This is a genomic window from Pseudoteredinibacter isoporae, assembly GCF_040372805.1.
GTDB classification, from domain to species: domain Bacteria; phylum Pseudomonadota; class Gammaproteobacteria; order Pseudomonadales; family Cellvibrionaceae; genus Pseudoteredinibacter; species Pseudoteredinibacter isoporae_A.
In genome coordinates this window covers 1,052,655-1,066,740 of record NZ_BAABWJ010000001.1, presented here as the reverse complement: position 1 = coordinate 1,066,740, position 14,086 = coordinate 1,052,655, and the positions used below count along the sequence as shown (strand labels likewise).

The 14,086-nt window shown below is 48.8% G+C and carries 8 protein-coding genes; 2 read left to right on the top strand and 6 right to left on the bottom strand.

Features of this window, described 5'->3' with window-relative positions; all coding sequences use genetic code 11:
* Positions 1-44 precede the first annotated feature (44 nt).
* Together ABWW03_RS04755 and ABWW03_RS04750 are read right to left on the bottom strand one after the other, a co-directional pair.
* Positions 45-2,636 (bottom strand): glycoside hydrolase family 3 protein, encoded by a 2,592-nt coding sequence (locus ABWW03_RS04755; RefSeq protein ID WP_353406698.1) that lies wholly within the window; start codon positions 2,634-2,636, stop codon positions 45-47.
* 70 nt (positions 2,637-2,706) lie between these two features.
* Entirely contained in the window at positions 2,707-5,217 is a 2,511-nt protein-coding gene (locus ABWW03_RS04750; protein WP_353406697.1) for a TonB-dependent receptor, read from the bottom strand.
* Positions 5,218-5,491: 274 nt separating this feature from the next.
* Here ABWW03_RS04750 and ABWW03_RS04745 point away from each other — a divergent pair, with 274 nt between their 5' ends.
* The gene (locus tag ABWW03_RS04745) at positions 5,492-6,676 is read left to right on the top strand and encodes a helix-turn-helix domain-containing protein (protein ID WP_353406696.1); all 1,185 of its coding nucleotides are present in this window, start codon (positions 5,492-5,494) and stop codon (positions 6,674-6,676) included.
* Positions 6,677-6,694: 18 nt separating this feature from the next.
* Here ABWW03_RS04745 and ABWW03_RS04740 read toward each other — a convergent pair whose 3' ends face one another.
* The 3 genes from ABWW03_RS04740 to ABWW03_RS04730 form a co-directional block, all read right to left on the bottom strand.
* Positions 6,695-8,215, bottom strand: coding sequence for a trehalase family glycosidase (locus tag ABWW03_RS04740; protein ID WP_353406695.1), 1,521 nt, complete (start codon positions 8,213-8,215; stop codon positions 6,695-6,697).
* Positions 8,216-8,220: 5 nt separating this feature from the next.
* A complete protein-coding gene (locus tag ABWW03_RS04735; RefSeq protein ID WP_353406694.1) occupies positions 8,221-9,486 on the bottom strand; it encodes an MFS transporter in 1,266 nt (421 codons plus the stop codon).
* Positions 9,487-9,560: 74 nt separating this feature from the next.
* Complete coding sequence (locus tag ABWW03_RS04730) at positions 9,561-11,825, bottom strand: TonB-dependent receptor (protein ID WP_353406693.1); 2,265 nt, start codon at positions 11,823-11,825, stop codon at positions 9,561-9,563.
* A gap of 270 nt (positions 11,826-12,095) precedes the next feature.
* On the opposite strand from ABWW03_RS04730, the gene ABWW03_RS04725 reads away from it, so the two are divergent.
* Positions 12,096-13,103 carry a LacI family DNA-binding transcriptional regulator gene (locus tag ABWW03_RS04725; RefSeq protein WP_353406692.1) on the top strand — a complete coding sequence of 336 codons (1,008 nt, stop codon included), beginning with the start codon at positions 12,096-12,098 and terminating at the stop codon, positions 13,101-13,103.
* Between the two features lie 17 nt (positions 13,104-13,120).
* Here ABWW03_RS04725 and ABWW03_RS04720 read toward each other — a convergent pair whose 3' ends face one another.
* Positions 13,121-14,071, bottom strand: coding sequence for a glucokinase (locus ABWW03_RS04720; RefSeq protein WP_353406691.1), 951 nt, complete (start codon positions 14,069-14,071; stop codon positions 13,121-13,123).
* Positions 14,072-14,086: the final 15 nt, after the last annotated feature.

Sequence of the window (14,086 nt, the reverse complement as noted above, 5' to 3'; positions counted from 1 at the left end):
TTGTGTAAAAAGAGGCGCTCACCGTGAGCGCCTATCAACGCACACTATCCCGAACAGGAGAGCATAGGGGTAACGCCTTTCACAGGTACAATTTTCACATTAGAAAGCTGAAGCGTGTTTTTGTCTTTTGACTGTAGAGAAAAGGCCGTTTTCACCTGGGTGAAGTCAACACCCTGCTTGGCCAGGCACGCCAGAGGAATATCCACTTTCTGCCAGGTTTTCAAATGATTCTGATCAACAAATTTTGAAAACGGAATATTTGCGCCACATGCGTCGCCACAGGACAAGGCCAGTTCAACTTCTCCATTGAGCGGTGCATCAAGACGAACTTCAAAGGTCAGTGCGGAACCTTCTTCCAAGTAGGGCTTGAAATCCTGATGAGACTTTGCACTGAATCTGATCGAAGCTTCAGCAGCTCCGCTCCAGACAATTTCACGCGCATCTTCCTGGGAAACGCGATCAATAGACATCACTTTAACAGCTTTGGATTCTGGACTGACCGCGACATTGCCATCAACACTGATCTCAGCACCATTCTTTTCCTGTAAAAACAATGTCCATGGTGGCATAACTCTGGACACCAGAACCCAAGCATCGTCTAACCTGCCAAAGTCGAACTTTCCACCATCTTCATTAAGAGAATCACTCAACTCGACATTCGATGCATAACTCAAACCGTATCCGTATGGGAAGAGAGGATCGTAATTTTCATCGCCCTTGTTCAGAACCGTCTGATTGACATACTTGGGCCAGGAAAAAGACAAACGTCCCTGGAAGTCATGCTGAACATTCCCCTTACTGTCACTCAAAATGACGTCGGCGATGCCCGCACCTTCGGAGCCCGGCAACCAGGCAGCCACGAACGCATCTGAAGCATTGAGTTCTTTATTCACCCACAGAGGTCTTCCGGACAAAAACACGCTAACCAGCGGAGCCTTGTACTTGGCAAGTTTCTTCAACACATTCAGATCGACTTTATCACCAAGCTGGTATTCAATGCCGGCAATGTCTCCATGCCATTCAGCATAAGGCTGTTCGCCATAGACAAAAATAATTGCATCGGGTCCCATAGCGTTCGCAAATTTAAAATTATCGATGTCGTCTGATTTAACAAAGTTGGCCTCACCGCCGGCCTTACTGACTTGCGCTTTGATGCCTTCAAAAATGGTCGTCGCATTTTTAAAGTCTTCTCGCTTGTTACCCGTCCCCTGCCAACTGATGGTCCAGCCACCGCTTTGCTGACTGACATCGTTCGCCGCATCACCCACCACCAAGATATTGGCCTTCGGCTGGATAGGCAGTACCTTGCCATTATTCTTCAACAGAACCAGTGACTTTCGAACGGCTTCTCGAGCCAATAAACGATTCTTCTTGCCTCCCATCACCCCTTCTCGACCGGCCAGCTTTCGACCGTCCACTGGACCTTTATCAAACAGGCCTGCGCGAAACTTCACTCGAAGAATCCGTCGGACGGCATCATCCACCCTGGCCATGGGAATCTCTCCCTCCTTAACTTGGCGCAAGGTATTTTCATATAGGGGCTTCCAATCCGAAGGCGTCATGAACATATCGAGTCCCGCGTTGATGGCGGCAGCACAGCTGTCAACGGAACAACCATCAACAAAACGGTGGGCATTCCAATCGCCAACCACAAAGCCATCGAAACCAAGTCTATTCTTCAGGACATCGGTGAGAATGTATCGGCTGCCGTGAAGCTTTTCACCATTCCAACTGTTAAACGAAGCCATGATGGTTTGTGCACCCGATTCCAGCGCCGACAGAAAACCAGCCGCGTGCAGGTCTACCAGTTCTTGTTCGGAAATTTTGGCATCACCTCGATCGATACCTCGATGAGTTCCACCGTCGGCCAAAAAATGTTTAGCGGTTGCTACGACATGCTCTTCATCCAGAAAGGACGGTTTGCTCACCACACCTTGCAGGCCATCCACCATCATTTTCGCGTACTGCTCAACAATTTCAGGATCTTCGGAATAGCTCTCGTAGGTTCTCCCCCAACGATCATCACGAGCAACAGCAACCGTGGGGGCAAAAGTCCAGTCAACACCGGTGACAGCAACCTCTTTTGCCGTGGCATCGCCGATGCGGCGAATCAACTCAGGGTCTCGAGCGGCACCCAAACCAATATTGTGAGGAAACAATGTCGCACCAACGACATTATTGTGACCGTGTACTGCATCACTTCCCCAGATCAACGGAACGGCAAGCTTTCCATCGGAATCGTCCATCGACGCTTGGTAGTAGGCATTCGTCATCTCCACCCAATCGCCCACACTTGAGTATTTATTGTTGTTGGGAGCGGTACCACCCCCATTCAACACGGAACCCAAGTGGTATTTTCGCACGTCATCTGCCGTCGCGAATTTGATTTCAGGTTGTATCAGCTGCCCCACTTTTTCCTCGACAGACATTGCAGATAGCAAGCCATCGATTTTGGATTCCAGCTGTTCGTCACGTGGAATCACCGGCGCCAGTGTTGGCCACCGCTTCAGATCTCGTTCGGTATCATGAGTTTTTATCGATGGGCTGTCCGAGATACTCTCCGTGCTCACAGAAAGCAAAGCGCCCAGTGCCAGTACCTTTATCCAGGAACCCGTGCACGTCATTTTGCACAACATACGTCACCCTTTTGTCACTTTCGAATGCTCAGAAAACAGGGGGCAAGCCCCCTAGCTGTATTGATATCGATTAGAAGTTCACTTTGAGACGCATGCCGTAAGTACGCGGCAGGTTTGTAAAGCGCAGGTTGTTACCGTGATCAATAATACCCTTGGATGAATAGACTTCATCAGTCAGGTTGGCACCAAATAGTTCGATTCGGAAACGCGCATCTTCACCGAAGTTGGCTCCAATACCCGCATCCAGATTCACATAGCCATCAACATCATCCGTATACTGAGGGTCATTGCCCAGCACGGATTGACCATCCACCAGATCGTAATCCTTGTTGTTCCAGATACTGAGGAAATAGTCACTGCGATACTGCGCAGAAACGATCCAATCGAACGATCCCCAAGACGTGTCCAAAACCTGAGACAGCGCCAGGTTGATCGTCACTTCTGGTGCAACAGGCAAACGATTACCGGACAAATCCACTGTGGGCACATCCGGGCCCCAGGCCTGACGTGTATCGGCCAGCGATCCATCTTTAATTTCAGTTTCCAGAAACAAAACATTGGCGTCGATCACCAACTGATTGGCGAACACTGCTTTGCCTTCCAGTTCCAGACCAAAAATCTCAGAGTTGGCAACGTTGACGTTCTGCAGCGAACTGGCACTGTCATCATCACCAATCGCTTCAATGACTTGAAACACCTGGTCGGAATAGTCGTAGTAGAACGCAGAAGCATTTAAACGCGCGGCAACGTCCCCCATCTGGAATTCGTTCTTGCTGCCCACTTCATACATCACCAGCGATTCCGGGTCGTATTGCTGGGAAGACAGGCTGCCATCGGGCATCACCAAGGTATCGTTGAAACCACCCGATTTATGACCGGTGGAAATGGTGGCGTACACCATACTGTCGTCATCCAACTGATAACTGGCGCCTACGCGAAAATCGACAAAGCTGTCCTTATAACGGCCTCGTTGCTGAATGGGCGAACTCCCACTCCAAGGCATCACCACATCATTGCAGTTGGGATCCAACACACAATTAAGTTGATCGTCTAACGTGTCATCGCTGCCCCAGCTGCTCACACCTTCCAGCAAAAAGCGGAACATATCCTCTTGCGAGGCCCCTTCCACATTGAAGTCGCTTCGACCGAGGCCGTTCCATACAAATCCTGGTGACCCAATTCGTGAAGGAATGGCGGTACCCCAAACATCATCTGGCGTGAAGAAGGCAAACGCCCAGTTACCACCAATACCGAAACGGGATTTTTCTTCGCGGGTATAACGCACACCACCATAGACGCTCAGTTTGTCGTCGATATCGTAAGAACCATCAATGTAAAAAGCCGTGGATTCACCCTGCACATCCGGCATGGTGTATTCCGTACCGGAATACCAAGTGCCGAAATCATTCAGACTGAACAGTCCCGCCTGCTGATCTTCATCGAAATAAAACACACCGGATGTCCAGCTCAGAGGACCCTCATCTGTTGAATAGAGACGTGCCTCAAAAATTTTCGATTCAGAGCGGGTATCCCAAATCTGAGTGCTGTAGTTCTCGGGATTCACTTCGCCGTGACCCGGGTAGAAGATACCGTCGTTTGAGGCATTGCGCTGGTAAAAATCCAGATCACGGAAGCTGCCGCTCAGCTCCAGGGCCACCGAACCAAAATCATGGGTCAACGTCGCCATAACGCCCTTGTGGACCGAATCAAGCTCACCTTCTTGACCGCGATACAGAACCCTGCGTGGATCACCTACATCTTCAAAGCTGGAGCCACCAAGCAAGGCCGAGCGGGTTTGAGCACCGGGATAGCCAGTACCTTCTTCATCAACTTGGTCCGCCACTAGATAGAGAGAGGTGTTTTCGCCGATATTCCACAACATTGAGAGACGCACAGAGAGATTGTCTTCTTCTCCCGCCGCCTTCAGAGAACTGTTGGGGCTGGCATTTTCAAAATATGGATCGTGCTCATTGCTTAATAAAGCAGCACGAAACGCCAGATCATCGGATACCGGCAGATTCACTGCTGCGCGGACGCCGCGTGTGCTGAAATTACCCACCGTAAGATCAACGTTCCCGTGAACGCCATCGAAGTCCGGCTTTTTAGCGACGATATTCAAACTACCCGCCGTAGCATTGCGCCCACGCAAAGTTCCCTGAGGGCCTTTATTTACTTCGACACGTTCGAGATCGAAAAACATGGAGCCGACACCACGAGGTCTCGGAATGTACACACCATTCACATGGGTGGCCGCGCCAGGGTCACCCAATTCGGTGTTATTACTGGAACCCACACCCCGTATGTAAACTTCGATATTGCCTTCCTGATTGGCAATATTCATTCCGGGTACGATGTTCTGCAAGTTTTGTATCTGGGTACCAACACCCAGTTTATCGAGAGCATCTTGATTGAAGGCCTGTGCGACACCCGCATAGTCTTGCAAACTTTGTTCTTTCCGTTCGACGGTAACGATAACCTCTTCCAATACCACTTCTTCAGCCAAAGCAAAGTGTGACCCAGTATACATACCGGTCGAGAGCGCGATCACCGCTGCCAAAGGTTTAGTCGGAAACTTATTCATCGGTTTCTCCATGAGTTTATTCTTATTTAAGCCAGAAGCCGTTTTGAGCTAATGCCATTTTTTGTTTTTGCATGGTTTGGGGGCTTACAAAAACCGAGTTAAACTTATCGATCTCCAGTTAATTCTGCGTCCGACTTTAGGTAATATCGGATATTAGTACGTCTAAACTCATAATTACTTGAACTCGTACTGTTAAAACCGACGATAATTGAAGGTCTGGTTATTAAGAATAAAAATATCAACAAATATAGTTATAAGCATTTCGCCAGACAATATGGATACTCTGTTATTTAATTTTCACGACCTCGTACTCGTTGGAACCACCTACCAGTGTTTATTGTTCGCACTGTTGCTGTTGCTGAGTCCAAACAAGAACCGAGTCAGCCAAATTCTGTTAGCGTGTTTTTTGCTCACCCAAGCGTTCATTCCGATGGATATCCTGGTGAATTTTGGTGCCGGCTTTAAAAGCTGGGCACTGGAAGCATCCCCCGATCTGTTCTATGCCTTTGGTGTAGCCTACTGGTTGGAAGGCCCTTTATTGCTTTGGTATACCCGGTCGCTGCTCTATAAAAACTACCAGTTTCGAGTCACGGATCTTCGCCTGCTGGTCCCAACACTTCTGTACCTTGTTTATATTTTCCTCGTATTTTGGAGCCTGTCCGCTGAAGATCAAATCATGTTGATTGAAAATTCCGCAGACGATTACCCCATTACCCATCACGCGATTTATTTATTCCGAGAAGTGTTCCGGTTTTCCCTGGGGGCCTATTGCCTGTACGAACTAAGAAAATACAGCAGCGCCGCTCTGAATGTGCACTCTGATATTGAGAAAATCGACTTTTCCTGGTTGCGCCTGCTCACCAGCGGATTTCTGATTTTGCGCGCCTGGGCCATTTTGGTTTCCCTGGCCATCATAACGTCGAAGGAATGGTTCTTCCCGATTAACTACGCCTTTATGGGATTGCTGTCGAATTATGTCGCTTTTGTATTGATATGCGCCCTGATCTTCCAAAGCCTCAGCAAAGCGTCAAAGCTGGAACGCTTGCTCGAACCCGAGTCCGCAGAGAATACGACGCCCTCACAAGAGGAAACCAAGACCTGTGATTTTCATGAGAATAGCGAACAGTTAATGGCTTATATGGACAGCGAGAAGCCATTCTTAAAGCCTTCACTGACCCTTGAACAACTGGCCAAGCAAATGAATTGGCCCCAGCGAAACCTGTCAAACACGATCAATCGGGCACTGGATAAGAATTTCTTTGAATTTATCAATGAGTTTCGCGTAAATGAAGCCACACGCCAGTTACGTGATGGCGAAATTTCCGACAAGAGCATTACCGACATCATGTTGGACTCGGGCTTTAACAGCAAAGCAACCTTCAACAGTTACTTTAAGAAAATAACCGGCACAACACCGTCGCAATATCGGAAACAGGGTCAGGGAAATGAGGGGGTCTGAGCCCTCCGTGGTATCCGTTCACTGAGACTGCTCGTTCAGCCCTTCCTCAAGTTTAAGTAAGATGGCGTTAGTCCAACCAAAGCCGTACTGGTTTTGATATTCCCCACCATCGGCAAAGCGTTCGGTGTTGACCACATCGTATTTTTCATACAACCTGCCAGTGCGGGAATATAACGCAGTGACATTCTTCAGCCAGGCTTCAGCGCCCTTGCGCGCCAAATCTTCAAAACCGTAATTGCGTAAACCTCGATACACCGTCCACTGTAAAGGCGCCCAACCATTGGGGAAATCCCACTGTTGATCGCTGCGCGCCGTCGATGTTACCCAGCCCCCCGGATACAGAAAATCGCTCTGTAAATGCTCAGCAATCACCGCCGCCTGCTCAGCTGTCGCCAACTCCGAATAAAGCGGATAGGCGGCCGCGAGGGTCTTCGTGGGCCGAAACGAGGCATCTTCTCGGTTCAAATCACAAAACCAATTTTGCTCGGGATTAAAAAATAATTCCTGAATGGCCTGCTTACGATGCTCGGCAAAGCCTTGATAACGTGTTGCCTGATCATCATTTCCGGCCAAGGTATACGCTCGTGCCAGAGTTGCCTCCAACTCATGCATTAAACAATTGAGATCAACGGGAATGACTCGAGTCGTCTCGATACTGCTAAAGTCTTGTTTGTCCGCGAACCAGCGCGAAGAAAAATCCCAGCCGCTTTCACAGGCACTGCGAATATCACGAAACAAGTTTACCTTGTTTGCCTTGAGCTGCTTTTCGAGCTGCTTGTCCTCAAAGAAACTTTCAGGGCGAGGCTCATTGAGATCATCATGGTATCGATTCAGGAAAAAAGTCTTTAACTTTACGACCCGGCTGTGGGCATCACCACTGTGAGTCAATCGCTCCTGCCCTTTCATCCAATAGGCGTACTCGGCCTCCATCACATCAATGTAACCCAACAGCAAACGCTCATTCTTCCTCAGCTTGGCGAGCAATTGAAGCATCAAGGCAAAATACGGTGGCTGTGTGCGACTCAAATAATATTCCCGATTCCCATTGGGAATCACACCATAATTGCGCATCAAGCTGGCGAAATTTTCAACCATGTCCTCTACTAGATCAACATGACCGCTCTTGGCCAAGCCCAGCATAGTGAAGTAACTGTCCCAGTAATAGATTTCCCGGAAGCGTCCCCCTGGCACCACATAGGGCCTGGGGAGATGCAACAAGGAGCTGTTATCAAAATCAGGACGACGGGTGAGCGTTAACCAAAGCTGATCAATATAGGTCCAGACATCCATTTTTTCGGTTGAAAGTTGCATGTCATGGTCAAGCGGTAAATCAAAGTGTCTTTCAACAAACGCCACAAGATCAACGTCCTGCTCGTTTTTCAGTTTCAGGTATTTTTCCCGGATGCTGCACAAGTCCATTTTTGGACTGGCATCGGCAAACATTTTTGAATCTGGAAATACCCTTTGCGTCTGCACATCAACGAACAGTTCTGGAACGTCCTTTGACAGACAGATGGATTTTAAGGTTTGCTGCTTCACACGTGTTAACTCTCTACACCCAAATCCTGGGAACGGCTTTGAGCATCCACTTTTGTCTTAAAGAGGTATAAACAAGCAACTAATCCAACGATCGGAATTAAGGAAAAATAAAAGGCTTCCTGTCCGCCAACAACTTCAAACAATTTGCCGGTGAGGATCGAACCTGTCGTCCCTCCCAAGGCTGAAAATACAACAATCAAGCCAGCCATGGCCGCATGCATTTTTAACGGCAGGGAAGACAGGATCAATGAGTTGACCGCAGGGTATATCGGTGCCAGACAGAAACCAATCAAAGGAAAAATAAACGCCGCCAAAGGAGCAGCTGACCAACTCTCTACCAGACGACCATCGTGGCCTGCTGCCAGCGGCATCGCTAACAAAACCAGGCCAGCGGCCGCAAACAGACAAATATTCAACAGGCTATACCAGCTGAAACGTTGCAAGGCGAAACCTGCACAGAACCGACCAATCGCTGTCGCAGCTGCTAACATACTCGCCATTTGAATACTCAGACTTGCCGACATATTCAGGACGCGGGAATTAAACGTTGGTAGCCAGCTCATAATGCTCTGCTCGACCAATACGTATAAAAAAACACTGACAACAAATACGGTAACCAAGGGTTTGGCGCACAATGACAACATCCCCAAGAAATCATCCTTAATACTCTTCGACTGCTCGGTCTCGGCGACGAGCCTGGATTCATTCAGCGGGGAGAAAAGCAACAGAAGAAAGGCCATCAAGGCCAAACCGGACATCAGGAAATACACATTCAGCCAGACCAAATTTCCTGGGTCTTTATTGTCGACATAAAACGAAAATAAAAAGTACCCGGAAAGTACACCAACCATAAACATAGCTTCAAGAAAGTTCATAAAACTGGCATGTTCCTGACGCTTTTCCGCGAACAGGGCGATACAGGCAAACGTGGACACTTTTACCAGAGCAAAACAAAACCCTGTGACGGCGAACAATAGTTTTATGGACCAGAAGCCAGGAATGTAGGGAATGCAAAAACAACAGATCGCGATCAGTAACAGGGACATCAGCATTGAACGCTTGTAACCGATCTTGGCAATAAAGGAACCCACCAAAAAAGACGTCAGTGCAATACTCAAGTCTTTATACGCTTCAATCACACTGGCCGCCGTTTCGCCCACCGCAAAGCTGTTTTGTACTTGAAAAATTACGGTGCCTACGCTGTTTAACAACATCGCAAACAAAAAGTAATTGATAAACAGTGAAAGCTTAACGGCCCAAAGTGATTTCATACCGTTCCAACTCCTAAAAAAGCTTGCTATCGCCCAACACTTGTCCAACTAGCGATAGCAAGCAACAGGGCACACTAAAATGCGTAAGAAATGCTGAATTTCGTAGTTCTTGGCAAAATGTAACGACCATTCGGCGCTGAAGGATTGCGAGGGTCTCCTTCTGTCAGACCTTCTTCGTCCGTCACATTATCAACCAATAACTGCACACTTAACTGCTCGTTGGGATAAAAAATCACCCCCAGATCGACTTTTTCATAAGCCGGTAAAACCACTGTGTTGCCGTTGTCACTAAAACGATCGTCCACTGCGGTCAATGTTCCGTAAAGCGTTGCCGACATACCGTCACTCAAATCAAAGTCGTAGCTCGGCGAGAGACGAATTTGATAAGGGGGTTGGCGCTGGGCTTCATTGCCATTGTTGTTCGGGCTTTCGGTGATTTCGGTCTCTTGAATGGTGGCATTGGCCAACAATGAGAAACCACTGTCATGAACCCACTTCACATCGACTTCAAGGCCATAAGCCTCGTTTGTAAACACCTGAGCTGGTGCACCAGGCTGAGCGACAAAGGTATCACCGATCACTTCATTACCAAAGAAGGTCAAGTACGCGGACACCGTTTCGAAGCTCGCCTTGTAGCCCAACTCGAATTGTTTCACTTCCTTGATCAGATCTTCACCGTTCTGGAACGCGCCGTAGTTATCTCTAAAATCATCGAAGTACGGCAACTTGAAACCTTTGCTTACCCGAGCGAACAAGCCCTGATCATCATTTAGGGCGTAATTCGCACCCAAGGTAAACGAGGTTTTGGTTTCGTTGTAGTTTACAAACTTACTGATGTTGCCAGTCAAACCTTCATCGACACTGTACTCAACATCGTGTTCTTCGTTACGAACACCGAGATCAACACTCAAGTCATCGTTGAAACGGTAGGTCACGGTGGTATAGATCGCATTCTGAGTCATGTCACCGGTGGCATCGATATCATAATTCCAACCACAGCTGTCAACATCCGCAGCGTTACAGGCAATACCGTTGACACGTTCACCGCCCTGACCCACGACATAGTATTTTTGATTGCCCAAAGACCAGAACTCATCCACTGATGTGGTGGCCGTGTAATAACCCAACACCAGATCAAATGCATCGTAACTGCCCGTTAAAGACAGATTGTTGGTGAAGGACTCGATATCTTTACGAACTTCCCACACACCAAATTGCTGAAGGTAACGATCACCCGAAATGGCGTTGCCCGTCACCGCACCGGTGATATCACCCACAACAACGGCAGAGGCATCGGCACTCGGGTTCGCCAATAACTGCGCCACATTTACCGCCCCACCATTAGGTACAAAACCCAGAGTGTCGGCATCGCCCTGGGTTACATTCAGGTTGTTACTCAGGGACCAATTGTCATTAATATCAAAGTCAGCGTTCAAGCCACTGACCGAGCCGTCCCAGCCGCGGCCATCACCCAAGTCGACATTGCGTACATCACCATTGGGGCCTACCTGGATTTGGGCCTGTCGATTCAAGGTGCCCACTTGTGTATACGACGCATCGACACCTGGCACATTGAGCGCACCGGGCAGATACCAGGTTCCATGGTCATCGGTAACACGGTGGTAAACGGACAAGCTGCCGTTTTCCAATTCCTTAGTGATGTTCACCGTAAACTGACGGCCCTTCTCAGCACTGAAGCCGGCATCGCGAACACCAGGCGACGATTTCACATAACCGCCTACCATGTAGTACAAGCCCTCGGTGATTTTGCCACTTGCGACAGCGTCGAATCGCTGCAGATCGTAATCAGAGGTAGTGTATTTGATGAGGCCTTCACTCTCATCGTGGCCGCGCTTGAGAATAAAGTTTGTCGTCAAGCCGGGTTGACCATTGTCCTGAACTGGTTGCGGACCACCGCGCAGACCTTCCACACGCTCGATAGTTTCGTCTACGCGAAACAACGTGGTGTTTTCCAAAAACGATAACGTTGATGGTGGGAAAATCGGAGCGCCTTCCAGCTGCAGCGTGTAAAACGGAGCATCACCGCCGGCCGGGAAGCCACGCACAAATACGTTAGCACCGGCAACACCGCCCGAGCTTTCCGCCCAGACACCAGGGATGGATTTCAACAGATCTGCCGTACTTTTGGGGGAAAGCTTAGCAATATCTTCATCATTCACATTGGTAATCGCAAAGGCAGCATCGAGCTTGCGCATCTCACTGCCATTTGCCGTACCCGTGACGACCACTTCCTCAAGGGCTGATTCTTGAGCCATAGCTGCTGTGCTCGCGCACGCCATTGCTGCCTGGATAGCCAGGGGTAAAAACTTGGCTTTCATTATTATTCTCCTCTTTTTCACAGAGCAATATATGAGTGTCTTACCGACAATGGCGAATTGCGCGCGTTTGTCCAAGGTCGATGAGCAGATATTAGCCACTAATGAAATCGATTTCAACAACTTTATGAAATGCATTTCATAACTTTTTCATAAATACCGAAAACCCCTGCATCACCGTTATTACAATCGATTTCAATGTTAATGCTGGTTTCCCCTTATGGGTGGTGATAGAGTTTTGTTTTTAAACAGATTTATCGATGGAGCAAGTGAGTGTCACGACAGAACCCGGTCACAATGGATGAGGTAGCCGCAGCGGCGAATGTTTCCAAGCCTACCGTTTCTCGGGCACTCAGTGGCAGTGAGTTGGTCAGCCCGGCCACTCGGGACAAGGTACTGAAAGTCGCCCAGGAACTGGGTTATACCGTCAACCGTAATGCCCAAAAACTCCGCCACAAACGCAGCAATACCATCGCGGTGTCCATCGATTTTTTATCTCATCGCCAAAATCATATTTCCGACCCTTTTATCTTTGAACTGTTGGCCGGTGTTTCAGAAGCGTTGGGCGAACACAACCAGGATTTACTTCTCACTGCCCCCAATCACAACAACAGCAACGATTTCCAACAGATGTTGTTGTCGCGAGGGGTGGATGGCTTTATTTTTCTCGGCCAGGGCCAGCGGGAAGACATGTTGATTGAGTTTGCCAAACTCAAATCACCCATGGTGGTGTGGGGCGCGAAACGCAAGAAAGAACCCTACTGCGTGGTTGGCAGTGATAACTTCGGCGGCGGCCAGATGGCGGCTGACTACTTATACCAGCAAGGCCGACGCAATATTTTGTTTGTCGGTAATACCGACCACACAGAAATCTATTGGCGTTTTAAAGGTCTGGAAGAAACGCTCAAGCAACACGAAGAAACGTCTGTTAGCAAATTGCAGCTTGATTCTTTTTCATACGAAAGCAGTTATCAATCCGCTGTGGATTATTTTGACCGTGTTGATGCCATGCCCGACGGCATTTTTACCTACAGCGATACCGCGGCGATGGCCATCATCATGGCGTTGAAGAAAATGGGGCTCCAGGTTCCGACGGATGTTTCTCTCGTTGGCTATAACGACCAGCCCAGTGCAGGTTTTTTTAACCCTCGCATCACAACCATTCGGCAGGACCCTTATGCCGCGGGCAAGCTCCTGGTCAGCAAACTCATGAGAATTATTGAGCAGAAACAGGTACGATCAGAAACCATCGACACTGAATTAGTGGTGCGCGAGACCTAATGTTGCAGTGCCCAAACTTAATCCGCCAGAGCACAGCCTTTCAGCCCAGGTTGTTCGGCAGTAACCAGGGCAATTGGCGTTTGGCGACATAAAGATTCAAAGCGGCCTTTGTTACTGAAGGTGTTTCGAAATCGTTCAACGTCAATGTGATTGTATAGTCTCGGCGTTACACCACCGGTCATATAAACCGCTGACCAAGCTCCCATCGCCAATGCCAGGTCTCCCGCAACTGCAGCCAGAATATCAAAAAAATCATTCACGCAGGCAAGGGCAACCGGATCTTTCGCGTTCAGTGCTGAAGTGATTTCCGGCGCGCTTAACTGACGCTCATCGCCATGTATCAATGAATTGGCCCAGTACAGATTCTCCAAACCGGGGCCAGACAGAAATCGCTCAACTGAAACCCGTGGAAAGCGTCGCTGCAACAATTGCAACAACTCGTTTTGATGCGCATTAATAGGCGCAAAAGCGATATGCCCACCTTCCGAGGGCACCAGCTCACCACTCGGCATAATGGCCGAAACCCCGAGGCCCGTGCCGGCCCCAAGCACCAGACGCATTCCCTTAACCGGGCCATCTGGATGATGATCCAACCACTGCACCTCTGTATTATCAATCTGCCGAACATAATATGCCTGAGCATCGAAATCATTAATACAGCGCAGAGGTAACTGCATTGTTTCAGACAGCGCTTTTTGACTGAATGTCCAATGGCTGTTCACCAGGGTGATCCGGTCCTGCTCTACCGGGCCAGGTACCGCCAGGCAAATCTTTTCAGGTCGGGCGATGTCGGGCTGATCCAAATAGTGATGCAAAGCAGCATCAATATTGTCGAAATCCTTGCAGGCATACTCCATCAAATTTGACAGGCCTTGATGATCACTATCGACGCTTGCAAAACGTGCATTGGTGCCGCCAATATCAGCAACCAGAGTCGATTTTTCAGAAAAGGCGGTACGGGCTTTCACAACTTAATCCCAATG

Coding starts and splice junctions, on each gene's coding strand:
- ABWW03_RS04755 (WP_353406698.1), bottom strand. CDS start 2,636: ATGTTGTGCAAAATGACGTGCACGGGTTCCTGGATAAAGGTACTGGCA.
- ABWW03_RS04735 (WP_353406694.1), bottom strand. CDS start 9,486: ATGAAATCACTTTGGGCCGTTAAGCTTTCACTGTTTATCAATTACTTT.
- ABWW03_RS04730 (WP_353406693.1), bottom strand. CDS start 11,825: ATGAAAGCCAAGTTTTTACCCCTGGCTATCCAGGCAGCAATGGCGTGC.
- ABWW03_RS04750 (WP_353406697.1), bottom strand. CDS start 5,217: ATGAATAAGTTTCCGACTAAACCTTTGGCAGCGGTGATCGCGCTCTCG.
- ABWW03_RS04745 (WP_353406696.1), top strand. CDS start 5,492: ATGGATACTCTGTTATTTAATTTTCACGACCTCGTACTCGTTGGAACC.